The 25,091-nt window shown below is 36.9% G+C and carries 23 protein-coding genes, 5 tRNA genes, 1 other RNA gene and 2 pseudogenes; 7 read left to right on the top strand and 24 right to left on the bottom strand.

What is annotated here, in order from left to right; genetic code table 11:
* Nucleotides 1-16: 16 nt before the first annotated feature.
* From rpmG to JCM9157_RS02135, 6 genes are all read right to left on the bottom strand, one after another.
* Nucleotides 17-166 (bottom strand): 50S ribosomal protein L33, encoded by a 150-nt coding sequence (rpmG, locus tag JCM9157_RS02155; protein WP_012958201.1) that lies wholly within the window; start codon nucleotides 164-166, stop codon nucleotides 17-19.
* A 114-nt stretch (nucleotides 167-280) separates the two neighbouring features.
* Entirely contained in the window at nucleotides 281-952 is a 672-nt protein-coding gene (locus JCM9157_RS02150; protein WP_035661582.1) for a hypothetical protein, read from the bottom strand.
* The gene (locus tag JCM9157_RS02145) at nucleotides 915-3,329 is read right to left on the bottom strand and encodes a sugar phosphate nucleotidyltransferase (RefSeq protein WP_035661579.1); all 2,415 of its coding nucleotides are present in this window, start codon (nucleotides 3,327-3,329) and stop codon (nucleotides 915-917) included. Before JCM9157_RS02145 ends, JCM9157_RS02150 begins: the two co-directional genes overlap by 38 nt.
* A 20-nt stretch (nucleotides 3,330-3,349) precedes the next feature.
* Entirely contained in the window at nucleotides 3,350-5,371 is a 2,022-nt protein-coding gene (locus tag JCM9157_RS02140) for a 1,4-alpha-glucan branching protein domain-containing protein (RefSeq protein ID WP_235714770.1), read from the bottom strand.
* Between the two features lie 46 nt (nucleotides 5,372-5,417).
* On the bottom strand, nucleotides 5,418-6,128 hold the full coding sequence (locus JCM9157_RS25105; protein WP_235714769.1) for a polysaccharide deacetylase family protein: 711 nt from the start codon (nucleotides 6,126-6,128) through the stop codon (nucleotides 5,418-5,420).
* A gap of 12 nt (nucleotides 6,129-6,140) precedes the next feature.
* Nucleotides 6,141-6,770 carry a DUF4912 domain-containing protein gene (locus JCM9157_RS02135; RefSeq protein ID WP_035661577.1) on the bottom strand — a complete coding sequence of 210 codons (630 nt, stop codon included), beginning with the start codon at nucleotides 6,768-6,770 and terminating at the stop codon, nucleotides 6,141-6,143.
* A gap of 403 nt (nucleotides 6,771-7,173) precedes the next feature.
* On the opposite strand from JCM9157_RS02135, the gene JCM9157_RS02130 reads away from it, so the two are divergent.
* Both JCM9157_RS02130 and JCM9157_RS23185 read left to right on the top strand, forming a co-directional pair.
* The gene (locus JCM9157_RS02130; protein WP_052012893.1) at nucleotides 7,174-7,575 is read left to right on the top strand and encodes a hypothetical protein; all 402 of its coding nucleotides are present in this window, start codon (nucleotides 7,174-7,176) and stop codon (nucleotides 7,573-7,575) included.
* Nucleotide 7,576: 1 nt separating this feature from the next.
* Entirely contained in the window at nucleotides 7,577-8,041 is a 465-nt protein-coding gene (locus JCM9157_RS23185) for a hypothetical protein (RefSeq protein ID WP_052012892.1), read from the top strand.
* A 187-nt stretch (nucleotides 8,042-8,228) separates the two neighbouring features.
* Here JCM9157_RS23185 and JCM9157_RS02120 read toward each other — a convergent pair.
* The 4 genes and pseudogenes from JCM9157_RS02120 to JCM9157_RS02110 form a co-directional block, all read right to left on the bottom strand.
* Nucleotides 8,229-9,979: pseudogene (locus JCM9157_RS02120) on the bottom strand (peptidoglycan D,D-transpeptidase FtsI family protein); the annotation flags it as partial.
* A 262-nt stretch (nucleotides 9,980-10,241) separates the two neighbouring features.
* A non-coding RNA gene (gene ssrS / locus JCM9157_RS23775) (6S RNA) lies at nucleotides 10,242-10,427 on the bottom strand.
* 61 nt (nucleotides 10,428-10,488) lie between these two features.
* Entirely contained in the window at nucleotides 10,489-11,787 is a 1,299-nt protein-coding gene (locus JCM9157_RS02115; protein WP_052012891.1) for an MFS transporter, read from the bottom strand.
* Nucleotides 11,788-12,021: 234 nt separating this feature from the next.
* A pseudogene (locus JCM9157_RS02110) lies at nucleotides 12,022-12,629 on the bottom strand (superoxide dismutase).
* Between the two features lie 225 nt (nucleotides 12,630-12,854).
* Between JCM9157_RS02110 and JCM9157_RS02105 the strand changes: the two are divergent.
* Complete coding sequence (locus JCM9157_RS02105) at nucleotides 12,855-13,667, top strand: undecaprenyl-diphosphate phosphatase (RefSeq protein ID WP_035661575.1); 813 nt, start codon at nucleotides 12,855-12,857, stop codon at nucleotides 13,665-13,667.
* Nucleotides 13,668-13,796: 129 nt separating this feature from the next.
* Here the strand turns inward: JCM9157_RS02105 and JCM9157_RS02100 are convergent.
* The 6 genes from JCM9157_RS02100 to JCM9157_RS02075 form a co-directional block, all read right to left on the bottom strand.
* A tRNA-Ser gene (locus JCM9157_RS02100) sits at nucleotides 13,797-13,889 on the bottom strand.
* 25 nt (nucleotides 13,890-13,914) lie between these two features.
* A tRNA-Ile gene (locus JCM9157_RS02095) sits at nucleotides 13,915-13,991 on the bottom strand.
* A 4-nt stretch (nucleotides 13,992-13,995) separates the two neighbouring features.
* A tRNA-His gene (locus JCM9157_RS02090) sits at nucleotides 13,996-14,071 on the bottom strand.
* A gap of 28 nt (nucleotides 14,072-14,099) precedes the next feature.
* Nucleotides 14,100-14,173: transfer RNA gene (locus JCM9157_RS02085), tRNA-Met, on the bottom strand.
* Nucleotides 14,174-14,179: 6 nt separating this feature from the next.
* Nucleotides 14,180-14,254 (bottom strand) — tRNA-Asn (locus JCM9157_RS02080).
* 257 nt (nucleotides 14,255-14,511) lie between these two features.
* Nucleotides 14,512-16,143, bottom strand: coding sequence for a Na/Pi cotransporter family protein (locus JCM9157_RS02075; protein WP_035661573.1), 1,632 nt, complete (start codon nucleotides 16,141-16,143; stop codon nucleotides 14,512-14,514).
* 219 nt (nucleotides 16,144-16,362) lie between these two features.
* On the opposite strand from JCM9157_RS02075, the gene JCM9157_RS02070 reads away from it, so the two are divergent.
* Entirely contained in the window at nucleotides 16,363-17,133 is a 771-nt protein-coding gene (locus JCM9157_RS02070) for a DUF1189 domain-containing protein (RefSeq protein ID WP_035661570.1), read from the top strand.
* An 11-nt stretch (nucleotides 17,134-17,144) separates the two neighbouring features.
* On the opposite strand, the gene JCM9157_RS02065 is transcribed toward JCM9157_RS02070, so the two are convergent.
* The 3 genes from JCM9157_RS02065 to JCM9157_RS02055 form a co-directional block, all read right to left on the bottom strand.
* Nucleotides 17,145-17,792, bottom strand: coding sequence for an NfeD family protein (locus JCM9157_RS02065; RefSeq protein ID WP_035661567.1), 648 nt, complete (start codon nucleotides 17,790-17,792; stop codon nucleotides 17,145-17,147).
* Between the two features lie 239 nt (nucleotides 17,793-18,031).
* Nucleotides 18,032-18,907, bottom strand: a complete 876-nt coding sequence (locus tag JCM9157_RS02060) for a DUF1002 domain-containing protein (RefSeq protein WP_035661565.1) — start codon at nucleotides 18,905-18,907, stop codon at nucleotides 18,032-18,034.
* A 124-nt stretch (nucleotides 18,908-19,031) separates the two neighbouring features.
* Nucleotides 19,032-20,258: an MFS transporter gene (locus JCM9157_RS02055; RefSeq protein WP_035661562.1), complete on the bottom strand. Its 1,227-nt coding sequence runs from the start codon at nucleotides 20,256-20,258 to the stop codon at nucleotides 19,032-19,034.
* Between the two features lie 112 nt (nucleotides 20,259-20,370).
* Here JCM9157_RS02055 and yqfZ point away from each other — a divergent pair, with 112 nt between their 5' ends.
* Both yqfZ and ispG read left to right on the top strand, forming a co-directional pair.
* The gene (gene yqfZ, locus JCM9157_RS02050) at nucleotides 20,371-20,724 is read left to right on the top strand and encodes a protein YqfZ (RefSeq protein ID WP_035661560.1); all 354 of its coding nucleotides are present in this window, start codon (nucleotides 20,371-20,373) and stop codon (nucleotides 20,722-20,724) included.
* 132 nt (nucleotides 20,725-20,856) lie between these two features.
* The gene (gene ispG / locus JCM9157_RS02045; RefSeq protein ID WP_035661558.1) at nucleotides 20,857-21,960 is read left to right on the top strand and encodes a flavodoxin-dependent (E)-4-hydroxy-3-methylbut-2-enyl-diphosphate synthase; all 1,104 of its coding nucleotides are present in this window, start codon (nucleotides 20,857-20,859) and stop codon (nucleotides 21,958-21,960) included.
* Nucleotides 21,961-22,013: 53 nt separating this feature from the next.
* Here the strand turns inward: ispG and JCM9157_RS02040 are convergent, their stop codons facing one another.
* A complete protein-coding gene (locus JCM9157_RS02040) occupies nucleotides 22,014-22,475 on the bottom strand; it encodes a DUF4190 domain-containing protein (protein ID WP_035661556.1) in 462 nt (153 codons plus the stop codon).
* Nucleotides 22,476-22,644: 169 nt separating this feature from the next.
* On the opposite strand from JCM9157_RS02040, the gene JCM9157_RS02035 reads away from it, so the two are divergent.
* A complete protein-coding gene (locus JCM9157_RS02035; protein ID WP_035661554.1) occupies nucleotides 22,645-23,196 on the top strand; it encodes a nucleotidase in 552 nt (183 codons plus the stop codon).
* A 71-nt stretch (nucleotides 23,197-23,267) separates the two neighbouring features.
* Here JCM9157_RS02035 and JCM9157_RS02030 read toward each other — a convergent pair whose 3' ends face one another.
* The 4 genes from JCM9157_RS02030 to JCM9157_RS02020 form a co-directional block, all read right to left on the bottom strand.
* The gene (locus JCM9157_RS02030; protein WP_035661552.1) at nucleotides 23,268-23,486 is read right to left on the bottom strand and encodes a DUF1540 domain-containing protein; all 219 of its coding nucleotides are present in this window, start codon (nucleotides 23,484-23,486) and stop codon (nucleotides 23,268-23,270) included.
* A gap of 87 nt (nucleotides 23,487-23,573) precedes the next feature.
* A complete protein-coding gene (locus JCM9157_RS25610) occupies nucleotides 23,574-23,702 on the bottom strand; it encodes a hypothetical protein (RefSeq protein ID WP_268870908.1) in 129 nt (42 codons plus the stop codon).
* A 123-nt stretch (nucleotides 23,703-23,825) separates the two neighbouring features.
* Nucleotides 23,826-24,242 (bottom strand): Fur family transcriptional regulator, encoded by a 417-nt coding sequence (locus JCM9157_RS02025; protein ID WP_035661549.1) that lies wholly within the window; start codon nucleotides 24,240-24,242, stop codon nucleotides 23,826-23,828.
* 17 nt (nucleotides 24,243-24,259) lie between these two features.
* Nucleotides 24,260-25,087, bottom strand: coding sequence for a metal ABC transporter permease (locus JCM9157_RS02020; protein ID WP_035661546.1), 828 nt, complete (start codon nucleotides 25,085-25,087; stop codon nucleotides 24,260-24,262).
* Between the last annotated feature and the right edge of the window lie 4 nt (nucleotides 25,088-25,091).

Raw genomic sequence — 25,091 nt, 5'->3', positions numbered from 1 at the left:
CGGATAATCCAGCTGCTTACTTTGTTTCACGGTGTAGCGTATGACGCTTTAATCTTGGGCTGTATTTTTTTAATTCGATACGCTCAGGATTTTCACGTTTATTTTTTGTTGTAATATAATTACGATCGCCTGTTTCAGTGCAAGCAAGAGTTACTTGTACACGCATTTGCTATCCCTCCAAACTGTACTTACTTCATACTTGAATATGATAGCAAATTACGAGTCTTCAATCAAGTGTTTTTTCTTTACATCTAAAAAGGTAAATTTTTCATGCTATCTATTACATCGATTGTTCTGTTGCATTTTTTAGTTGTTGCATAGATTGTTGTCTATCATGAACCTTATATAGTTCCTTTTCAGAAGTACCAAATAACTCCCATATCCGACCGTACGTTTCTTGAAAAGGTTCAAGAACGATTTTACTGACAATCATACTTTCCCTCCCTTGACGGCATAAAGGAGAAAGGGACAATTCAGCTTTTTTTTCACACCATATGTTTTCTTTTTCTCCAACAGCTACATAACTCCTGGCCTCTCCATAGAAAGTTGAAGATAGTAATGAAAGGGAATTGTCTCCGCTGTAATGTAGAACAATATGTTTTAAAGGAGAAACAAAAGACATTGAATTTTTATTCCCTAACATTTTACGATGATAGACAAATCTAATGTCTCTCCTAAACTCTGTCGGGTTATTCAAGATTATTGTGAAGAAACTCCCATTTTCAGTTGGAGAATTTTCTTGTAAAACCGTTACTTGAATCTTCCACTCCTTATGATAAGCAACTAAAATAGCTAGGTTGGATTGATCAAACTTAGGAGAAAAATCCCACTCGTCGCTACTCAACCATGAGCATCTACCTTCAAGCCAAATTCCAAAGCTATTAAAAGATCGAACTGTTAATAAATTTTCGTTGTTAAGATGATTGTTGTTTAATAACGTTAATTTGTTCAATATACTCACCTGCCAGTTGTTTTGCATGCCCTTGATCCTTTGCTTGTGCGTAAACGGTGAAACGTTCTTCTTCTTGATCAGGTACAATAAAAGTCCAACTTCCCTCTTGATGCACTTTCATCCCATCAATAAGCTCAACTTCTTTTCCTTTTAATGATTCCATTAATTTTCTCATGACGAGGCCTTTTTGTTCTGTTTTACAGTTAACCTCTTCTTTATAGATTGCTTGAATAGGAAGTCTTGTTAATAGTTCACCTAAAGATAAATTTTGTATGACTAAATAATCAAGTAGATGGCCAATTGCATACGGTGCATCGTAATACATCATCTGTACAGTGCCTTCTGATTCCATCATTGACCTCGCAGAAGTTTTAGTTCGTACTAGTTTTTTATTGTAGCTGGCTGCTAACGCTTCTAGTGCTGAACCGCCGTAAAGAGGAATTGCTAAGCTTGGACGAGTGCCTTTTTCTAGTTGCAATAAAATAAACATAGTCAACTGTTCTTCCTCTGTAATAAATTCTCCATTAGCTGTCATAAGACTGACAAACTCACCGCTCTCACCAACAATAATAGCCAGATCCACGGCATGATTAAGTAAGTAATTTCTCATTGAGTCTACATCTATACCTTTTGGTACTTCTGCAATCTCGCAACCAAGTTTAGAAAGTAATCGAGATAAGAATTGAAGTTTACTTGTTGCCTCATCATGTAGGGCAATTTTCAATTTCCGCTCTTGTAATGCAGGTAAATGTATAGATCTTAATAAGTGATCTTCATACTTTTCTTCAAATTGCTGATTGTATTCAAGTTCCCCGATATGATTGAATGCCACGCGACGATACGTATGGAAGGTAATAATTTGCTCTAATTCACGTTGCAATGAAGTATCAATAGGCAAACCTAATTCGTCAAAAAACTCAATCATCAGTTGCTTTTCTTCATTCCGACCAGAAAGTCTGATGTAGATACCGCCTTGTACAGCTTCATTCTCCACACTGTAACGCAATATCGGAAGCATTGTCTGACCCAATTCAACAACATTAATTCCAACTGATTGTAAACTTTGAATGAGAGACATTTTGAGTAGATTCGAGAAAGGTTGTCCATCACTCGCTACCATCACTCTGTCACCTTGATTTAATGCACTACCGTATGCAGCACCAAGCTTTGAACCGTTCTCAGGAGTTAGCTCTATATTTGCGATCCCAGTCGCTCTATGGCCTTTCAAGAGTGAACGAACACCAATTTCATTCCATACAAATGCCTTCTCTACTGTTGAATAGGCTTCAATTCTTTTATATGGCCAGATTTTAGCCTCTGGTTGAATAACAGCGCCCTCACCAACAACAGTTTGATGTCCAACTACAACATCTTCATATAAGGAAGTTTTGGCTCCTACTGTCACACCATGACACAGAGTTACTCCTCTTAACTCACTGTTCTGACCAATATAAGCCTCATTCCAAATAACTGTTCGCTTCAATGACGCTTGATTTGATATAGTAGAACCCGATCCAATAATAGTATGTGGTCCAATTTGAGCTCCAGAGCGAATAATAGAATTAGAACCTATCGCCACTGGTCCTTCTAATTTCACTCCAGTCTCAAAAGTAACATTTTCGCCAACCCAAATATTTGGCTCAATTTCTCTACCAATGATATCTACCGAAACGTCTCCATTTAAAATGTCACTATGCGCTTCGCGGTATTGCTTTAAGTTACCAATATCTGACCAATAGCCGTCGGCTGCGTAACCAAAAAGAGGTGCTTCTTCCTCTAATAGACGCGGGAAAACATCCTTACTAAAGTCACAAACTGAATCTTCAGGAATATAAGAGAAAATACTTGGATCCATAATGTAAATCCCCGTGTTAACGGTATCACTAAAAACTTCACTCCAACTTGGCTTTTCCAAAAATCGAACAATTCGATCTTGTTCATCTGTCATAATGACTCCAAATTCAAGTGGACATTCAACTTGTTTCATAAAAATAGTCGTCAAACTATTATTTTTTTCGTGAAAATCAATACCCCTTTGAAGATCAAAATCAGTTAATGCGTCTCCACTAACAACAATAAAAGGTTCATCTAAGAAAGCTTCTGCTTGTTTGACACTGCCAGCAGTACCAAGTGGGGTAGTCTCTTCAAAATATGTTAATTGAACCCCGAGTTTTGACCCATCTCCAAAATAGTCTTTAATTACATCAGGTAAATATTGAACTGTAACAGCAATTTCTGTAATCCCATATTTTTTTAATAATTCAATACTATATTGCATTACCGGTTTTTCAATTAATGGAACCATTGGTTTTGGTACATTACAAGTTAATGGGCGTAATCTTGTTCCTTTTCCCCCAGCCATGATGACACCTTTCATTACATCAATCCTCCCTAAGATTAAATAGTTAGCTCTAACTCTTCTCCTAAACACTTCTCTATTTGTTTTTCTGTCTCGGTTGCGATTGTCCCCCAATCAAACCGAGTCCTTACATCGTTTAACCCCTCTGTTGCTAAAGCTTCTCTAAGAATTGGATGGTTATATAAATAGAGAACTTGACTGACCAGACTCATCTCGTCCCCTGGATAAAACTTAACTCCATTTTCTTCGTGCCTAATAATTCCTGCTAGTCCACCTGTATCCGATACAATCGTCGCTTTACCAGAGGCTAATCCTTCAAGTGCAACAATCCCAAAAGGTTCGTACAAGCTCGGAAAAATGGTCGCATCACATCTGTAAAACCACTCATTTCTTTCTTCATCACTAATGAAGCCAAGAAAAGTAATATGTGATTCCAATTGTCTATCTCTTACTTGTTGTTGATACGTTTCAAGCATAGGTCCTTTACCAGCTATAACGAATCGTATTTTCATGTTTCTTTCTTTTAAAATTGACGCTGCGTCAATAACCGTTTGATAGCCTTTTTCTCTAACCATTCTACCTACTGAAAAAATGGTAAAAGCTTCGTTTGTTTCAATATGTCTTGAAACAGATTTCGGTTTAATTAATTCAAAATCTACCCCATTTGGTATAATAGATAACTTATCTTTAGACAAAGAGAAGATGGTAGACAGTTCTTTTTCCATATAATCACTGCAGACAATGACGCGGTCTGCTTCATATGTTAATTCCCATTCCTTTTGATTTATTTCATACTGTAATTCACTATGAATTCCGTTATTTCTTCCGTGTTCAGTTGCGTGAATCGTCGCAAGAAGCGGAATTTGAAGCGAACGCTTTAGTGCTGTTGCAGCAACACCAACTAACCAATCATGGGCATGAATAACATCGAAATCATGTTTTCTAGCAAACTTGTTCATATATTGAACCATTGCTAGATTCAAACTGCCGACCCAATCAAAAAATTGATCAGAATGAGGTTGTAATCCTCTGACTCGGTGAACATGTACACCTTGGTTTATTTCATAATCTGGATAACCATCTACATGTGAAGTTAAAACATGTACTTCATGACCTAAATTAACCATTGCTCTTGATAAATCAAACACATGCCGTGATAATCCTCCAACCATCATCGGTGGGAATTCCCAACTCAACATAAGAATTGAACGTTTTTCATTTCTTTTATCTTCTTCACTCTCTCTAGATTGAACATAGAAATCATGTGGAGATAAGAAAATGTTATGGTCAACCGCTTTTAGGAATGGAAATTCATTTTCAACTGTTGTTAACCAATTTTCACTTACATCACCATTAATTAATTTAGTTTTAATTGCATCAAAACGACTTAGATGTGTGGAAAATCTTTCCTCGGCATATTGAACCGCACTATCACCATCTATAATAAAGGCCCAATCAGAACTCACGGCCAACATCCATTCTCGAACCATTTGCTTTAGCGCCCTTTCTTCTAGAACACTAGGGTGCGAGATAAGAGCTACCATTGTTGCTAAGTCCATTTCCATCCTCTGATGATGTCTATATAAATATTGATTCTTTTCATTAACCCAAACATGACCATAGCCATCTCTTCCCCAAGTGGCGAAAGAAACATGCCCCGTTTCAAAATCCCGGAAATGTCGATTAATATAGCTTTGTGGGGTAATAAACTGAATCCTTTTCTCTCCTTTGGCTAAAACTTGTCCAATCCATTCAGGACCTTCAAACCACCAATGTCCAAAAAGCTCTGCATCAAAAGGTGTTACCATTAAATATGGTGGATAGCATTGATCACCGTGCTCCTCTATTTCTTGTTCAATCGAAGTTAAAAAATGATCAGCATGAGCCTGAACCTTCCCTTTTGCCCACTCAGGTACATATATTTCCTTATTTTCACCTAAACCAGTAATTCGTTTATGCTTGATTCCAGTGTCAATTCTGACTTCCTCATGGACATATGGCTTAATGTAATCCCAGTCACGATCATAAGCGATATCTCGGTAAAATTCTCGGTAATCCACGTCTCCTGGATAACCTAAAGTTGAACTCCATACTTTACTTGAGAGATCAGTGTGTCTTGGAAAAAGTATAAGCATGCGGGGAATAAATGGGTGAGCCTGAACCTTTTGTTGGGGTTGGATCAGCATTAACGATAGCGTGCTCATCTACAAATGAATATGTAATTCCCTCTTCAACTAGAATTCGATCAATTCCTGGAGCAAACGCACATTCAGGAAGCCAGAATCCTTTTGGTTTAACTTCAAAATGTTGTTCAAAACAACGTATCGCTTCAACCACTTGGGAACGAATTGCTGCTTTTGTTTTTACATAAGGTAAAAATGCGTGTGTTGCAGCACTTGTAATACAAACAATTACACCTTTTTCAAACAAATTTCTAAACCCAGTCAGTATGTTTTTGTTATAACTAACAAAAGTGTTTTTAATTTTCTGATAACGCTTTTTGTAAAAGGCCACTAATTCTTTTTCTTCTTTTGTTTCAGCTAATTCCGCTTCCTTTAAGAGCAACTCTTCTGTTTTCATTACGTAATCTAAATATCTCTCTTGTATGACAGAATCTGCCAACATTTCAAGTACAGGTGGTGAAAACGAAATCGTTAATACATCTTTTACTTCACTGTTTTCTAATTCCCATAACAAAGGAATATAAGATTCTGTTATAGCCTCAAATAACCATCGCTCCTCAAGGCGACCCTCTTCCTTATGTCTTACATATGGTAAATGCGCGTGTAAAACGAGTGAAAAATATCCTTCCTTCAACTAAATCCCCCCTTACTTCACTTTCTCATAATAAGAATACGTGCTAAAATGTTCTAACCATTTCGGTTCCTCGCTTTGACCGTTTTTCCAGTCATTAACAGCGTCTACGTGAATTCCTTTTAAGCCTTCTTCTACACGTGGACATTCGATAGCATTAGAACGAATTAGTGACAGAAACGTATTTTGCCGCGTTCTAATTCCAAAATCCACTATATATGTTCTATTTGGTTCTAATCCTCTAACAATCCAATTATTCGTCATTTCAGGAATGTCGATATCCATAAAACGATGGGCGTTATGACCATCAAATTGAACCATTGTACAATCATAAATCCGAATTTGCTTTTGGATTTCAGACCAAGCCAATCTCGTTTGATGTTCAACTAGTTCCCGAGTTGTTCCACTCAATTCCCAAAACGTATAAAGAACGGTTGAACTTTGCGGAAGCAACGTTATTTCATCTCTGTCATAGCTAGCTGGAATACTCTGAGTAAAATGAATATTCTCTTCCTCCGGAGTTTCTTGTTGCTGTACGTGTTTTTGATATCGGTACTGTACTTTTCCTACAGTAGTATTTAACTCTTTAGCAATTTTGCGAAAAGAAAAACCCTTATCACGTAAAAGTAAAATCTGTTCAATCACGATCTTCACCTCCTAGAATTAATTGATTAAGAAAGCTATATATTATCGCCTTTCCTATTCATCATTAATAACGAATTCTTTGTTACGTTAATCATACATTTCCCCTTTTCTATGGACAAGCAGTCGAATTTGTCTAATTTTGTCAGTTATAAGCCAGTTAAACCATTCAAGAACAAAAAAAATTATTCGTCTTTTTTCGCTAAAAGATTTTGTCGTCTTATTGTAGTCGTATATTGTTGAACCTTGATGGTTTTACAAGTTTTTATTATCAAAAACAGGGGAATGTCGATAGAAATGTCAAATTGTGAATTTTTTCTGTTCGAATACTTTTGTGGGAAGATGTATAATGTTTACGATGTTGTATTAAAATTTGTAAAAAAACCTTTTATCATTAGGAGTTAAGGTGAATTTTGAGAAAGAAGTGAACTTCATGTTAGAAATTGCATTAATCGCTTTATTTAGTTTAGCAGCACTGCTTTTCATTCTATCTTATTTTCGAAAAGACAAAACAGCTGAACTCGAGAAACAAATCGAACAAATGTCGATTACACATATGCAAGAGATGTATCAATTAAAAAGCAAAGTTCGTTTTTTAGAAGAAGAGCTACTTTTAAGTGCCGAGCAATCGTCCCTATTTAGGCAGAATACATCGAATGCTCATAACAAGCTTTATCTAGAAATAACGAGTCTTTATGAAAAAGGACTAGACTCGCAATCAATAGCTTCAAAAACACAATTAACAATTGATGAAGTGAATCGTATTCTTGAACCATACTTTCATCAGACAAGAAATAGAGGGATATAAGATGAGTTCAAATGCGTTGCAACAATTTGCCGGAGGATTATTTATTTCCTCAGCGGTTTTAGGTGGCGTTTATTGGCTCTCATCCTCGAATGAGGTCCCACCGGTTAGTGAGCAAGAACCACTAAGCCATGAACAAATGAAATACGAATTGGAGAGCGAAGGATTTGCGGTCATACCTTTAAGCGAGTTACATCAATTGAGAGAGGCAGCGAGTCCCGAGGTTTCTTTAGAGGAAGAGGAAGAAATCACCGAGGAAGAATCCATTTATATTTTTCAACTTGAGATCACAGCTGGTATGACTAGTTACGATGTTGCTGATCGCTTATTAACAGGTCGAGTTATTACAGACCGTTCTGAATTTTTACATTCTGTTGATACGTTAGAAAAGTCAACTTCCTTAAAAATTGGCACATATCAACTTAGGAGCGATATGAGTCATGAAGAAATATTAAACATTATCTCGTAATACTAAAGAGACCCTTCCTATTTAGGAATGGGTCTCTTAGTAACTATTCTTGATCCGGATCCTCAAGAATAGGTCTGTCTGCTTTTATTGGTCCATTTCGTCCTTCTTTTAACTCAAAATAAGCATCTAATGCTTGGCTTGCTATTTCTTGTGCCATTCCCTGTCTTCCACCGTTTCTCTCTAACTTCACATTAGGGACAACAATCGCAAATGCAACTTCAGGGTTATTAAACGGTGCATAACCAACTAAAGTTTGAGTGTTACCGTCTATAAAACGACGATTTTCTCCTTCGCCAACTGCTACTCTTACTTGGGCTGTCCCTGTTTTACCAGCTGTTGGTAAGACTTGTTTGCAAATCTAGCACTTGCTGTTCCGCGTGTCATTACCCCCCTAAGTCCTTGCTGAACACGGTTAATATATTCGTCACTCATATCAATACGGTTTAGAATATTCGGTTCAAACTTTTGAATAACAGCCCCTAATTCTCCACGAGTTGAAACAGGTTCTCTAACTTCCGTTACCAACCTTGGTTGCATTCTATATCCATCATTGGCGATAGTAGAAATATATTGAGCTAATTGCAGTGTCGTATACGTGTCATACTGTCCAATCATTAAGTCTAGTAAATTACCAGCTATTGTTGTACCACCAGCCAATCCATTTGAGGTTGATGGCAAATCAATTCCAGTTTCAGCACCTAAACCAAATTGGCTGAAGCTGTATCTCACTTCATTATAAGCACCTTGTAAGTTTGTCCAACGACAATTGTTCGGATATTGACAGCCAGCCATTAGCATCCCCATCTCAAACATATAGACGTTTGACGACACTTCTAGCGCACGAATATCATTTAACCAACCATAGTTGCGAACTGATTTCTTTTCTGGAGTTGATGGCAACCGAATCGGACGGTCATTAAAAGACTTCCCAGGATAAGCAACACCAGCTTCAAATCCAGTTAATACCGAAGCCGCCTTTATCGAAGATCCCATTTCAAAAGCTTTTGTAACATTTCCTATATGATCGGCTTTACTTTCTCTTGTACGTCCGGCAGGATCATAAAATCCAGCCATAGCTAAAATATCTCCAGTCCTCGGATCCATTAGAACACCATAAGCTGAACGATCTAAAATAAAAGAGTTACCAGCTTTTTTCATTTCATCTTCAATAATTCCTTCAAGTAATTGCTGTAATTCCATATCAACAGAGAGAACTAGATCATTTCCCCTTTGGCCTATTCGTTCCGTAACACTTCTGTCAAGTGCTGTGCTACCGTTTGAAGTTACTATACTTTCCATCACAGCTTTTTGCCCTCTGAGTACATCTTCATATTGAGCCTCTAGAAAACTAGTCCCAACATAATCCGAACGATCATACCCTCTAGAAAGATAGTAATCTAACTTTTCTCTCGGAATAGCACCTGTTGATCCAAATAGATCTCTAAATGAATCTCCGTATACGTATGCCCGTCTTGAATCACGTAAAATATCAATACCTGGTAAACGATATAAATTCTCACTTATAAGATGAGCCTCTGCCTCTGTTATTCCACGTTTAATTCGCTGTGGTGAATTAGCATAACCTCGTGACATTTCCCGATAGATTGCTAGTATTTGAATATCCTTCTCAGTCAAGTTGTTGATAGCTTCATCTGAAATTCGTTCTACTTCAAGTCGGTACTCAGCACTAACTGTATCAATTTCTTTACGTTCTTCTTTACTAACTAACTCATACCGCTCTTCTTGCGTCATTTGAAGCAAAATATAATCACGTTTATCTCGTTCAGTAATTCTCTCTGTGTCAACATCAATCAACTCTTCTAATTCCCGAGCTAATTGGAGAATTGACTGGGAATTGGTCGTTCGAGAAGGATTGGTGTATGTAACAGAAAATTCTACCTCATTATCAACAGCTACATTGCCATATCTGTCATACATTAGGCCCCTAGGTGCATCAATTCTAGCTGTCGTACTACTTGTTCTTCCTAATTCTTTTACAAATTCTTCTCCTTCAACAATCTGAACCATACCTAATCTTAAAATTAAAGCTGAAAATAATATGAACACAGCGAAAAATAAGACATTTAAACGAAGAGGGACATGGTGTTTTTTCTTTTTTCTTGTATTCCCCACTTGGCGTTACTCCTCTCAAACAGTCAATAAAATAGGCACCTACAAGAGGCGCCTAGAGATTGTGTTTTCGTAACCCGCGTATGCCGTTGCTTCAGTTGTTTCATGAACCTACTGTAAGTAGGTGGGTGTTCGCAGAACCTCGTTCAACTTCCGGATTTTAACGACCGGCATGTTGGCAGATGTTCAATTTAGAACTCCCTTTGAAAATTCAAGGTTCGAAACAAGTAGAAGCTGACTAACACGGCAGGCAACTTATTTGTCTTTATTATAGCATACGCACTTTTAATGTCAAAAGGGAAACCCCACCAAAATTGCTACACTTTTGATCCTCCAGTAGGGTCACCGTCTCCCCCTTTTTGCCTAGCAAACGTATAGCTTTCTCCACCATTACCATCCTTAAAACGCACATGGCGAACAAAGAAGTAGATAACCGCGTGCCCGGCCCCTAAAATTAAAAGCAAAGCCGGAATACCTTTTTCTTCTGAGAAAAAAGTAATCGTTGCTAAAAAAGCTAAAACAGAAACAATTCGACCAGAATTAACAAACAACTCTCTGACTACAATGTACTCAATTCTCATTTCGGCTGCTTTCCAACCTTTACCTATAACATCAAATGTTAAAGATACATAAGGAACTAACAACATTGGATATGCTATCGACACTACCACACCATACATGATTAATTTTGTAAATGTTAACTCGCCCAATACAATAAGGAAAATTGCTGCATATAAAATCATCCCACCAACCAATATCAACTTCTTTCTAAAAGTTGGTTTTATGATTCGAGTAATAATATAATAAGCCACAAATTGAACAGCCGATGCAACTAATCCATATGTACCGATTGCAAGCTCACTACCCGTTGCAATGTAAACCCATACTACAATAACAAACACAAATGTTCCCTCACGTAATCCTTGAAAGAAATGTGCCCTTGTTATTTGTTTCCAATTAGGGTTATTCTTTCGTTCCTTTAAAATTCTTCTAAAATAAAATTGTCCTTCCGCAGAACGTCTTTGTAGCAAAAAGCTCGTTAGAACTGCAGCTACAAAAAGCGAGAGTGAAATAGTAAAGATAACCGTATAACCGGTAAATTGTTCCATTCTGGTAATAATGAAACCAGCTAAAATAGGACCAATCATTCCCGCAAAAGAAGTTAATAAGCCTAAAAATCCATTGAAAAAGTCTCTAGTTTCAGGTTCAGTAATTTCAAATGTGAGTACATTAAATGCAAGCCAATAAAAACCTACACCAGTACCAATTAAAGCACCTAATAGTAGAAGGTACTGATTCGCCTGATCACCTAGATACAATACAGTAGAAAAGAAAATGGCTAGTGTTATGACTCCAGCTCTAAGCACAACCACCCTGTCGATTTTTTTCGCCACTCTACCAGCCAAAATAAAAGCAAAAGGCTGCATAACAACAGAACCTAAATTGTAAAGGGCAATATCAACAAACTCACCTGACTGCTTCCACAAATATACATTTACAAAGGTATTTGACAAAGCGAAACTTAACGCATAAAGCCCTCCAATAACAAGCAAAAGAGTTAAGTCCCTTGTCACCTCTATATCACCAATCACTTTCTTAAGCACAGACTTATTCACGACTCCACCACCCTTAAGAATAGTGTGTCACCTTGGAAAAAGGTTATACAAAAAAAGCACCCTTAAGGTGGTTTTCCTTAAGGGTGCTTTTTGAAAGACAAGGCGATCTTCCTTGGCTCAGCTTTTCCCTTAAGGTGGTTTTCCTTAAGGGTGCTTTTTGAAAGACAAGGTGATCTTCCTTGGCTCAGCTTTTCCCTTAAGGTGGTTTTCCTTAAGGGTGCTTTTTTATAAGTATTATTTTGCTTCGTTATAACGTTTTGCTACTTCATCCCAGTTTACTACATTCCAGAATGCATTGATGTAGTCAGGACGACGGTTTTGGTAGTTTAAGTAGTAAGCATGCTCCCAAACGTCTAATCCTAAGATAGGTGTTTTGCCTTCCATTAAAGGTGTATCTTGGTTTGGAGTACTTGTTACTGCAAGTTTACCACCTTCAACGATTAACCAAGCCCAACCAGAACCAAAGCGGTTAGCACCTGCGTTCGCGAATTCTTCTTTAAATGCATCTAACTTCCGAAAGTTGAGTTGATTGCATCAGCTAATTCTCCAGTTGGAGCGCCTCCACCATTCGGGCTAAGTAGTTGCCAGAATAAAGCGTGGTTTGCATGTCCGCCTCCATTGTTACGAACTGCTCCACGAATATTTTCAGGTACAGCATCCAAGTTAGCTACTAATTCTTCAATGCTCTTTCCTGCTAACTCTTCATGTCCTTCAAGAGCTGCGTTAAGCTTTGTAATATAAGTTGCATGGTGCTTGCCATGGTGAATGTTCATCGTTGCCTCATCAATGTGTGGTTCAAGTGCATTTGCTGCGTAAGGTAATTGCGGTAATTCATATGCCATTATAATTCCTCCTCAAAATGTTAACTTTATCAACATAAATGTTTAATAAGTCTTCCAGTTCTTACCTTACCAAAATTTGCTTCAGCTTGCAATGTTTTTGCTCACGAATTTTGTAAAGTAGACACCTTTACTCTACCCTTCTCTTTCTTGAAATAAACAACATTAAACATAACCTGAGGACTAGCTAAATAAACATATAAAAAAACTGATATCGGAGGCAGAAAAATGACCTGGTTTGAAGCTTTACTAATTGGGTTTGTACAAGGTATATCAGAATTTTTACCGATATCAAGTACAGCACTTATGCTTATAGTTCAACGTCTTCTCCATATTAGTATCGGAGAAGATTTTAAATTAGCTTTTGAAACATTCCTACATATCGCCTCTGTTTTAGCAGTGATAGTTTATTTCAGGTATGACCTAAAACAAATTTCCAGTGACTTTTTAAGCCATCTAAAGACAAAACAACCTAGCACTCAAACTAATTTTCGATTCACCGTGTTAATAATCATATCTACTCTTATTACAATATTTACTGTTACTGTCTTAGAATTCTACGTTGGTGATAATTTAACAAATCCATCGACCGTTGGCTTATTTTTAGTTATTACTGGCCTTTCCTTAATCGTAATGGAACATGGTTTATCACACGGCATTCGCTCATTACCTCACTTGAGGTGGAGTGATTCTGTCATAATTGGTCTTGCTCAAGCTATCTCTCTCATTCCAGGTATGTCGAGAACTGGTAGTACTCTTTTTGTAGCTCTACTTTTAGGCCTTGATAAAAAAACGTCACTTCGCTATTCCATTATCTTATCTATTCCGGTATTTCTAGGTATGAGTCTTTTAAAACTTCCGGACTTAATAAGAAGTTATAATGAGACTCAACTTCTTGCTTTGACAACCGCATTTACAACTTCATTTCTTTTTGCTTTAGTCGGAATTAGATGGATAATCTCTTTAGTTGAAAACACAAAGCTTTCTTATTTTGCTTGTTTTTGTATAGCCCTTGGATTTTTATCATGGGGTTGGTTATAAAGTGGTTGGTGGGTATAGCTTTCGTTCAACGTGATTATGAAGAACTAATTTTTCAACTCTCAGATAGATTCTCCTTTTAAAGCCACTAAAAAAGGACTTGCATCAGCAAGTCCTTAAAATTATGTATGATGGCGGAGGAAGAGGGATTCGAACCCCCGCGCGGTTTAACCCGCCTGTCGGTTTTCAAGACCGATCCCTTCAGCCGGACTTGGGTATTCCTCCGCGTTTGAAACTCCAGCTTATAAATTGGTGGACCCTGTAGGACTCGAACCTACGACCGATCGGTTATGAGCCGACTGCTCTAACCAACTGAGCTAAGGGTCCAATTTGGGGCGACTGATGGGAATTGAACCCACGAATGCCGGAATCACAATCCGGTGCGTTAACCACTTCGCCACAATCGCCAAACTTTGTCTTATTTAATTTAAAAAGTAGCGGCGGAGGGAGTCGAACCCACGACCTCACGGGTATGAACCGTACGCTCTAGCCAGCTGAGCTACACCGCCATATTATGGCTCCACAGGTAGGACTCGAACCTACGACCGATCGGTTAACAGCCGATTGCTCTACCACTGAGCTACTGTGGAATATTTTTTGAAGACAAGAATTATAATAACATCATAATAAGAATGAGTCAAACATTTTTTTCACTTTTTTATTATACAAATTTCATTTCATTTACTTAACCTCATCAAACCTAACAATAGAAGAGGCTAGGACAAAATAGAATTTTCAACTGAAAATGTCGATGCAGAAAATCCAACTGAGTTAATATCCGCCTCGGTTGCTTAGCACACTATTTTTTCATAACAATTCTCTTTTATCCCAACCTCATTCAACTTACTTATGATTGTTCTTCTTCTCCGATGACTGCCTCAGCAATGTTTACAGAGTGATCTCCAATTCGTTCAAGGTTACTTACAATATCAACAAATACGATTCCTGCAGACCCTGAACATTTCCCTTCATTTACGCGTTGGATGTGTTGCTTTCTTAACTTACGTTCCATCTTATCTATTTTTTCTTCTTTTTCTAATACAGAACGTGCTAAATCTCCATCTATTTGCTCTAAAGCCTGAATAGCCTCTTTAAGTGTCGAAAGTGTTAATTCTGACATTTCTTTCAAGTCTTCAATAGCCTTCTCTGATATAACAACTTTATTGGCTTTCTGATAATCCTTTAATTCAACGATATTTTCTATATGATCCCCGATTCTTTCAATATCTCTCACTGTATCAAGTAACATGGAATGCAACTTTGAGTCATGTGCTGATAAAGATCTAGATGAGATTTGAATTAAATAATCGGTAATTTTTCTATCTAGGTTATTAATGGCTTCTTCGAACTGAACAGACATTTCTGCGTGTCTCTTCTGGCCATTTTCCAAATATTGACTAACCTCTGTTAGACCTCTTTCAGCAAACTCGGCCATACGTAACACTTCTTGTTTGGCTTGTCCTAAAGCGATCGCTGGTGAGCTTCCGATAAAACGTGGGTCAAGATGCTTCGCTTTATACTCAATGCTATACTCTTCACCAGGAACTAACTTTGTTACAATAATGGCTAAAATTGCAACGAACGGTAACTGAATTAATGTGTTAGAAACATTAAAAATACCATGTGCGAAAGCAATTGTCATTGGTTTATTTAACCCTAATTCAATTGCTAAATAACTAATTAATGAAAGGAATGGTTGAAAAATAATTAAAACAAGAATCGTTCCAATCAAATTAAAAATAACATGCGTTAATGCTGCGCGTTTTGCTGCTACAGAAGCCCCTATCGAAGCAAGAATGGCTGTAATTGTAGTTCCAATATTGTCTCCAAATAAAACAGGCAAAGCAGCGTCTAACCCCATTGCTCCTTGTTCGTATAATTGTTGCAATAGACCAATCGATGCACTCGAACTTTGAACAGCAACAGTAAAGATCGTACCAATTAAAACCCCTAATAACGGATTATTACTCATATTTACTGTTAATTCCGCAAATGCTTCCAATTCGCGTAGCGGTTTAAGTCCTGTTCCCATTAAGTCAAGTCCATAGAATAGTGCACCAAAACCAAAAACAACTTGTCCGTAGTAATTTACCTTCTTCGATTTTATAAAGAATATGAGCGCTGCTCCTACCGCAATAATAGGCAGAGCATAAGCTGATATTTTTATACCGATAATAAAAGCTGTAACGGTTGTTCCAATATTAGCCCCCATAATAACGCCAATAGCTTGTTTAAGCGTCATAAATCCGGCATTAACAAGACCAATCGTTAATACGGTTGTCCCAGTACTCGTCTGAAGTAGTACAGTAACAAAAAGTCCTGCAATTACCCCCATAACAGGATTGGTCGTAAATTTATCTAAGATATCTCTTAGACCATCTCCAGCAACTTTTTGTAGCCCATCCCCCATATACTTAATACCAAAAAGGAATATTCCTAGACCACCGAAAAACATGAACAAGAGCGTTTGTAAATCCAAAATCCTCATCCCTTCATCCCATAAGGTTCATTGTCCTGATAATTCGACAAACATCAACATGGACACTCTGTCTATTATTAAGCATAAATTAATGGTTTGTAAACAATTAAATCTTAAAGTTTTTTTAAAGACATTTTTCTTTGCTTGTTTTAAAATTTGACAATAGCATTTATAGGTTTTCTTAGTTAAAATAAGCTAGGATGAAAGAGGGGATTTACCTTGAATTTTTGGAAATGGTTCATACAAAGTTTATACAATAAGAAGACAATAGCTCAGAGTCGATTTAGACCAATCACTACTACGATTGGATTCGTTCTTTTCATTGTCTTCGTCGCAAGCATACCTTACTTCTTAACCTTCACTAGTACAACATGGACTGGGGTAGAAAGGCTAAATAATCTGTTAACTGAAGATCTGCCTTTCTTTGAATTTGTTAATGGTGAACTTAAACTAGACGGCTCAGCAGAGGTCTATAAGACAGAATTTAATGACGGATTTATGTTAATTGATCCCGACAATCGTTATACGGAACAAGAATTAGTTTTATTAAAAGATGCTACAGCTTTTCAACAACAAAATATTCTTTTTATCTCAAATGGTCACGTCCACTCGATTTCTTACACGTTAATGGGTTTACATGAATTCACAAAAGATGATCTATCAAAACGAATTTCTGATCTTCAATCATTTTTGCCTTTTTTATTACTTATCATCTCAGCACTTATCTATGTAGGACTAGCAGGGTTAGTTTATTTAGGCATTTCCATCTTGGCTCTTTTCGGGTTCCTTATTAAGGGAGAGCGAAGATCTTTACAATATCGTCATTTTTGGTCGATAACCGCACATGCGCTTACGCTACCCCTCATTTCACTTTATTGGATTGATACGTTAATACTTTCTGTTCCGTTTAGTTTGTTTGTTTTATCAACCTTAGTTCTTGTTTTCTTGGCAATAAAGTCAATCCCTATTCCCAAAAAAAGAGCGAGTTAACCCAAAAAGGTTTACTCGCTCTTTTCATCATCTTCTAATTTCTTCACTAATATTCTAGTTCCATCTACTGACGTCACAACAATATCCATGTTTGCTTCAAGCCAAGAACTACCACTTGTCGCACTATATTGTTCTCCGTCCACTTCAATTGTTCCAGTTGGTCTAAATGAGCTTATTGTTCTTCCTTGCTTACCAACAAGTTCATGGTAACGCTCATTTATCGAATTATAACCAATATCTCCGGTTAACCGATCTTTCAAGGTCATCTTAGCCCATAAATTCCTAGAAGGAAAAACTTTTAAAAATAGTGCAGAAGAAAATCCTCCTACTAAAAATCCCATAGATACTAAAACACCATAAATAAGATTTGGTGCTGGAACTGCTAAACCAATTATCATTAAAATCACACCAAGCAATGCTACTGTTCCATCAGTAATAACCTTGCCGTCAATTACAATAAGTGCCATACCTACCATATATAAAATTACTACCCAAAGTCCTACATCTCCTGAAAGGTGATAGGAAAAATACATAGCCATAATAGCAACACCTAAGATGGCAAATAGTCCCTTTGCTCGAACGAGTAGTTCTCCAATTAAAAACAAGGTTCCTAAAAACACAACGACAAACCCTATAGTTGCAGAATCTAACCACTCCATAAATCAAACCTCCTTTGTATGAATACGTTTAATCTAAAAGATTGGTTTCAGCTTTCACCAAACATTTACTGTTTTATTTTTGTTTCAATAAGCTATTTTCGCATACTATGTTGTTTTTGATAACTAGGCTAGAGAAGTGAAAGCTAATATTGAGATCACTGTAAAAGGAAAAAACCACATATCCCAGCAACAATTACGAAAACACATGCAACAAAAAAAGAGAGGAATATCCTCTCTTATTATGAACTAAATAGCCCACGAAGTGAATCAATAAGTCGGTTAATTAAATCGAGGAAGTTTCTAATAAAGCCTTGTGTATCCTCACGATTTAAGAAATCACCAAGGTTATCACGTACTTTAGTTATTTGATCTTGAACTTGATTCCAATCAATATTAAGATCTTTCATTCTCATAAATAACGACACAAGCCCATTTAGCTCCTCATCAGTCAAAGTAATGCCTAATTCCTGAGCCACACGTCTAATTAACTCTCTCAAATCGTCTTCTGTTTCAACTGGATTATTAGCAATTTCCTCTTTAATACGATTCATTAATTCTGTTGCTTCTTCAACACCGATTGATTCGCTTAATTCCCCAGTTCGAACCATTTCTTCATTAGCAATTTGTTTTTGTTCTTCTGGTATTTCAATTTCCATTGCAATCTCATAGGCTTTAATTAAACCAGTTAAAGCAGCAGTCCCTGATACGTTAAAGGGCGCTGTAACATAGATATCAGCATCTTCCACTCCAGCAGTAATCAAAGCATTTGCATACATTTCTTCTGCGACCCAGTCAATATTATTTGTTTCAACAGTTAGGCCAGCTCCCGATTCTCTAAGTGTAATCTTTGAGGAAGAAAGTGCTCTTGTCCCAATACGAGCTGCACTAATATAATTCCCAAGGTAGTGGTGTTCTTCTTCGTTTGTGACATAAATGATCTGGTCGTCTGAAGCTGCTCCCATTTCAGATAATAAACTTTGTTTTTGTGATTCAGATAAATTTTCTCCCAATGTGATAACAACATCTCCAGGAGCTGCGTCTGCAACAACAAGCATTGGTAAAACGAGCGAAAACACTAAAGTAAGCGTCAATAGTTTTTTCATCCACAATTTCATTTTCATCTTCTCCTTTTTTGACCGAGCAAATTCCTAGGTTCAATAACCTTTATATAACGAATGCTCTCTTAAATAAGAAACACCTTTTCTGCATTTTTTTAAAGGGACTTTAGTCTCTATTTTATTAGAATCGTGACATTTCAGTAGCAACGCATTCTCTTCCAATTGGCAAACAACGCCAACTATAAAGGATAATGACTCCGTTTATACTTATAAAAAATAAAGCTGTAAAAGCCATCTGTTCGATATCTATCATCCAAATCCCAAAAAATAACGGTCCTAACGCAACCCCTAAAAATCTTAACATAGAATACAAAGAAAAAACGGTTCCTCTCTCTTCTTTTTGAACGATCGAGGCTAAAGCAGCATTTGCTGCTGGCAGTAAAATTCCGAAACCACTCGCGAAAACCATTAAACAAAACAGAAATAAATACACATGAATTGTAAAGCCAATTATTAAAAAAGAGCCTATAATCATCAATATAAATCCTATAATGATCGCTTTTTTATATTGTTCTTCATTTCCAACTAATTTTTTCGCTGTTAACGAAGATCCGATAGCAAGCATCAACACAGGGATCGCTAAAAGAAAACCAATTAAAACAGAAGAAATCGTTGTTGTTTCTAACAAATAGGCAAAGTAAAATAAATAACCAAACAATAAAAACATTCCGATTGCTCCACAAGAAAAAATGGGAATAATCCAACGCCATTGCTTTTGAAAAATATCCATCATTTTTCTTTTTTTAAGTGCTTTTCCTTCTTTTACTGATTGAGGTAATTGAAAGGATAGAATACCCAAAAATGCAAATATTGAAATGGCAAGAAGTATAACAAAGCTATAAGACCAAGACAAGGCTAACACAAAACCACCAATGATCGGACTTATCACTTTTCCAACTCCGTTAAATACCTCTATACTTCCTAAAGCCCGATTTCTCTGTTCGCCTTCATAAATATCTGAAATAAACGCCATTGCAAGAGGGGTTACTCCTCCTGCCCCCACCCCTTGTAGGATTCTTCCAACCATCATAAGTTGAAATACTTCTGAACTAATTGTACTTGCTCTCATACCAGCAAACATGGAAATGACGCAACCTAACATAAATATCGGTAAAGCCACAAGTGCAACTTTCCTTCTCCCTATCCTGTCTGACACAATTCCCCCAACAGGAACAAGTAAGGCAGCAGGAATGGAGAAGCCGGTTAAAAGCCATCCGCCTTGAACTGTTGTTAATCCCATGTCTAATTGCATCTGTGGTAATAATGGTATAAACAAGGAATTCCCTACGACCATAATGATCGGTAAAATCCCAATTATAAATAAAATATATGTTGAACGACCACTCATAATATCCACTCCTAAACAAGTCGTAGAAATAATTTCCTGTTTTTAGTCATATAACTTTAAGAAAAGCATACACTTTAAATGTATAACTCTACTTTTAAGGGGGACAAGCCAAATGAAACGTATTGGAACGATTTTCATCATCCTCGTTATTTTATATAGTGTTTATTATGATCTTACAATTGGTACTTTACCCAACGGATTAACAGAAGTTGAAGTTACAACAATTGAAGAAACAGAGACTGAGATTGTGACTGAAGAAATTAACGCCTCGGTTCCGTTCGATCCTTTTCAAGAAGTAACAGTCGAGCCTGGTCATACGGTACTTTCCATTGTTGAGCATTTACATGAAGGGCCAATACCAGCCTCGATCCAAGAGATTGTGTTTGATTTTCAAGAATTAAACGGAGGAACTAAGCCAGAAGAGATTCAAATTGGTAAAGCCTACCTTTTCCCTGTTTATCATTAAGCAAAACTGAAGTTGAGTCTTGTTCACTACTTTATCCTTGCCAAACAATTACTGTCATTGGTAAAATGAAGACGAATCTCTTGCGTGAGATTACTGAAGAGTTATCTTCGAACATAAAGGAGCGATTGGTCCATGACCGAATTAACACATCGTACAAAAACTCGACCAGTCAAGGTTGGTAATTTGACGATCGGCGGAAACAATGAAGTTGTTGTCCAAAGTATGACAACGACCAAAACACATGATGTAGAAGCGACCGTCGCAGAAATCAAGCGACTTGAAGAAGCAGGATGTCAAGTAGTTCGTGTAGCATGCCCTGATATGCGCGCTGCAGAAGCAATAGCTGATATTAAAGCTCAAATTAATATTCCTCTTGTAGTCGATATCCACTTTGACTATAAGCTTGCCTTAAAAGCAATTGAAGGTGGAGCTGATAAGATCCGAATCAACCCAGGCAATATCGGTAAACGTCATAAAGTTGAAGCTGTAGTTAAAGCAGCTAAAGAAAAGGGAATTCCAATTCGAATTGGAGTAAATGCTGGCTCACTTGAAAAAAGAATCCTAGAAAAGTATGGATATCCAACTGCGGATGGTATGGTTGAAAGTGCTCTACACCATATTAAAATTCTTGAGGATTTAGACTTTCATGACATTATTGTGTCAATGAAAGCTTCAGATGTTAATTTAGCCATCGAAGCTTATGAAAAAGCAGCTAAAGCGTTTGATTACCCTCTTCATTTAGGAATTACCGAGTCTGGTACATTATTTGCGGGTACCATTAAGAGCGCAGCTGGCTTAGGGGCAATTCTTAATATGGGAATTGGGAATACTGTTCGGATCTCTCTAAGTGCTGATCCTGTTGAAGAAGTAAAAGTGGCGCGTGAATTGCTTAAATCATTCGGCCTAGCTTCAAATGCAGCTACTCTTATTTCTTGTCCGACTTGCGGTCGAATAGAAATTGATCTTATTAGCATCGCAAATGAAATAGAAGATTATATTTCCAAAATAAAGGCCCCAATTAAAGTAGCTGTTCTCGGCTGTGCAGTTAATGGTCCTGGTGAAGCAAGAGAAGCAGATATCGGAATTGCTGGAGCTCGTGGAGAAGGTCTTCTTTTCATGAAAGGTGAAATTGTTAGAAAAGTTCCTGAGGAAACGATGGTCGAGGAATTAAAGATAGAAATTGATAAAATTGCGGAAGAACATTTTAAGAAGCAACGTGAATTAGAAAAAGCATAAAATTAAGCACCAGCATGAGCTGGTGCTTTTTATGTTCCCCGCCCCTTTTTTATCTAGAAAAAAGGAGAGAAAAAGACGGTCATCAGAATTGAAATTGCACCAATACCAATTGCCCAATTACCTAATGCTGTAGAGCCATTGCGACGTGAAACAAAACCTACGACAATCCCTGCTGCTCCAAGTAATATCGGTAAGAAGAATAGGGAAAGAATTGATAGAACAATCGCAAACGTACCTACACCACGTCCAGCGGTGACATCGTCTTGATTTGCCATTGCTGTTTCATCTCTCTCAACTCTGTCATTCATAACTCCATATTCCACAGCTGTTTCTTCTTGGAAGTTAGTAATAACAGGTTCTCTTTCTCTTTCTTCATCTGTTAACTCTAGATCACGGGTATCGCTTCTCCCGTTCTCATCAACACCATCAACATGATTGTTAACCAATGTTAACGAGCGGTCATCTTCATCAACTAACCTAATTGGTTCATCATCTGGATATCTTCGGTCTGTCATATGAATCCCTCACTTTCTTTGTTTCGGGGAACATTTCTTAGTATGACGCATGACCTCATAATTATCGGTGTTAATCTTTTCATTTTCAGGGAAGGTCAGGTCGACTAGACCGAGTTTCACTTTTCGTGTAATGTTAGGAGGAAAGAAGTTAATATATGAGGTGAAAGGTATGTCTATAAAAAGAAGAATGGGGCTCGATATCGATGGTACCATTACGTGTCCAAGCACTTTTATTCCTTATTTAAATCAACACTTTAAAAAATCATTAACATTGGACGATCTAACTGTTTACGATTTAACAACGGTTTTAAATATATCTGAAGAACAGTTTTGGGAATGGATGGGGCATTATGAAGGAACTATTTACCAAGAAGCAGAGCTAGCTCCTCATGTTGAAAATACATTACATGAATGGAATCAATCTCACGATTTAATTTATATTACAGCAAGAAGAAATCATTTAGCTGACATAACTACTGATTGGTTCAAAACAAATTCCATTCCATTTGATCATATTGAACTAGTTGGCAAGCATGATAAAATTGAGGCTATTCGGGAACACCAATTAGATATTTTCTTTGAAGACAAGCATGATAATGCCGTTGCTATTGCGGAAGAGTTCAATATTCCTGTCATATTAATGGACACCCCGTATAACCGTTTAACTATTCCAGACAACGTAATTAGAGCTCAAAATTGGAAAGATGCCAAGGCTTGTTGATCAATGGTTACAGAATTCTGAAAATTAACGTCGAAAAAGACCCGCTATATTAGCTAGCGGGTCTAAAATTATTATTCTTTAGGCTGGAAGGTATGACAGCACGTTTCCTTAATCGTGTCGGCAGCATCTTTATGTTCTGAAGCTTCATAAGGCTCAGTTCCTGCCTCCATGTTATAGTCACGATTAGCATGCGAATCAATTTCAACAAGTATCGAATCCGCTTGACACTTATTTCCTTCACCCCAGAACGTACAATTTGCTACATTACATTTTACCAATGGATTAGCCATAATGTCATCCCCTCCTACTGCTAGGATTAGACATTGTACACATATCATTCTAATCAAATTCTGGAATCCATTTAAACAGTACTTAAATTAGTTTTCCTTTTGAATTTCATCCTGTTTAAACAGCATCCATTTAATGATTTCTTCTTCTTTCTGATTTAAAGTTCGATTCAGTTTTAACTCAACATCTTTACAAAGAATTTCAACGTCACTCTGCATAGATTCCACCCCGTATATAGAACGATTCTTTCTCTTTTTCTTATATGGTCTATTATATACTCTTTATAGAAAATTGTAAACGTTTACAAAAGTGACAATTAAAAGGCTTACTTTCTTAGCCTTTTAATTAGGTGCACATTCTTGGCATTTTCCGTATATTTCAAATTTATGACCTGTTACTTCAAAATCAGGAAATTGCTCACGAATTGAATCCATGGGACATTTTTCAATGTGTTTTGTTTTACCACAATCTAGACATATCAAATGGTGATGATGCTTAGATGTTGAACAACTAAAGCGAAATCGCTTTTCCCCTTCTAATTCTGTTTCTTCTAGAATGTTTAGATCTGTAAATAAGGATAAGTTCCGATATATCGTATCGAAACTCATTCCGGGATACTCAGATTGCAAGTGCTCTAATACATCTTTTGCTGACAAATAACGTTTTTCATCTGCAAATAAATGCAACATATCCTCTCTCTTGCCAGTATGCTTGTATCCCTTTTCCTTTAACAGTTCCATTGCTTGATTAACATTCATGTTCACCCTCCAGTCCGCTACGGTTTTAATTTCTTAAAAGTTAAAACCATAACTAACAAGAATAAATTCATTATAACTATCATACCACCAGTAGCTATTGCAAAGTGATAAGAAAAATACATTCCTAACATTAGAGCCAACTGAGCAAAGGCAATCCCATATCCAATTAACTGTTTAAAACTTTTAGCTACTTGAATGCTAGTAGCAACTGGAATAACAACAAGTGCCCCTACTAATAAAATTCCGACTACCTTCATCGACATAGATATTACTAATGCTATTAATAAGGCAAACATGAAGTTTGCCAATTTTAATGGTAAACCAGAGACTTTTGCATATTCTTGATCAAACGAGATAGCAATAAATTCTTTGTAAAAAGCAGAGATAATAAGCAAAACAAATACAGCAGTTATTAAGATGAATTGTAAATCACTTACTGTTACACTGACAATGCTACCAAATAAATACGCATACCATTCATTATATCCTGTTCTGGCTAATGAAATGAAAATAGCACTTAATCCAACAGCACTTGATAAAATAATCGGAATCGCTAGTTCCTGAAAGTGTTTATATTCGTCCCTTAACTTCTCTGTAATTAAAGCACCAATTAATGCGAACAAAACACCCACATACATTGGATTTACTATTTCAAACCTTGAACCTACTGTTCCAATAAAAACACCTGCTGATATACCAGCTAACGTAATGTGAGAAATGGACTCTGAGATAATCGACACTCGACGAACTAGCAAAAATGCTCCTACAATCGGGGCAATAATACCAATAATTATTCCTGCCATAACGCCTCTTTCAATAAAGGTTAATTGAGCTAATAATCCCATTCTT

The sequence above is a fragment of the Halalkalibacter akibai JCM 9157 genome (genome assembly GCF_000513135.1).
Lineage (GTDB): Bacteria > Bacillota > Bacilli > Bacillales > Bacillaceae_D > Halalkalibacter > Halalkalibacter akibai.
This window is presented reverse-complemented; position numbering and strand designations above follow the sequence as displayed.

What these genes read in the sequence shown, in the direction of transcription:
- rpmG (WP_012958201.1), bottom strand. Translation starts at nt 166, where the DNA reads ATGCGTGTACAAGTAACTCTTGCTTGCACTGAAACAGGCGATCGTAAT.
- JCM9157_RS02145 (WP_035661579.1), bottom strand. Translation starts at nt 3,329, where the DNA reads ATGAAAGGTGTCATCATGGCTGGGGGAAAAGGAACAAGATTACGCCCA.
- JCM9157_RS23185 (WP_052012892.1), top strand. Translation starts at nt 7,577, where the DNA reads ATGAGTTCAAATGCGTTGCAACAATTTGCCGGAGGATTATTTATTTCC.
- JCM9157_RS02105 (WP_035661575.1), top strand. Translation starts at nt 12,855, where the DNA reads ATGACCTGGTTTGAAGCTTTACTAATTGGGTTTGTACAAGGTATATCA.
- JCM9157_RS02065 (WP_035661567.1), bottom strand. Translation starts at nt 17,792, where the DNA reads ATGGAGTGGTTAGATTCTGCAACTATAGGGTTTGTCGTTGTGTTTTTA.
- JCM9157_RS02060 (WP_035661565.1), bottom strand. Translation starts at nt 18,907, where the DNA reads ATGAAATTGTGGATGAAAAAACTATTGACGCTTACTTTAGTGTTTTCG.
- JCM9157_RS02055 (WP_035661562.1), bottom strand. Translation starts at nt 20,258, where the DNA reads ATGAGTGGTCGTTCAACATATATTTTATTTATAATTGGGATTTTACCG.
- yqfZ (WP_035661560.1), top strand. Translation starts at nt 20,371, where the DNA reads ATGAAACGTATTGGAACGATTTTCATCATCCTCGTTATTTTATATAGT.
- ispG (WP_035661558.1), top strand. Translation starts at nt 20,857, where the DNA reads ATGACCGAATTAACACATCGTACAAAAACTCGACCAGTCAAGGTTGGT.
- JCM9157_RS02040 (WP_035661556.1), bottom strand. Translation starts at nt 22,475, where the DNA reads ATGACAGACCGAAGATATCCAGATGATGAACCAATTAGGTTAGTTGAT.
- JCM9157_RS02035 (WP_035661554.1), top strand. Translation starts at nt 22,645, where the DNA reads ATGTCTATAAAAAGAAGAATGGGGCTCGATATCGATGGTACCATTACG.
- JCM9157_RS02030 (WP_035661552.1), bottom strand. Translation starts at nt 23,486, where the DNA reads ATGGCTAATCCATTGGTAAAATGTAATGTAGCAAATTGTACGTTCTGG.
- JCM9157_RS25610 (WP_268870908.1), bottom strand. Translation starts at nt 23,702, where the DNA reads ATGCAGAGTGACGTTGAAATTCTTTGTAAAGATGTTGAGTTAAAACTG.
- JCM9157_RS02025 (WP_035661549.1), bottom strand. Translation starts at nt 24,242, where the DNA reads ATGAATGTTAATCAAGCAATGGAACTGTTAAAGGAAAAGGGATACAAG.
- JCM9157_RS02020 (WP_035661546.1), bottom strand. Translation starts at nt 25,087, where the DNA reads ATGGGATTATTAGCTCAATTAACCTTTATTGAAAGAGGCGTTATGGCA.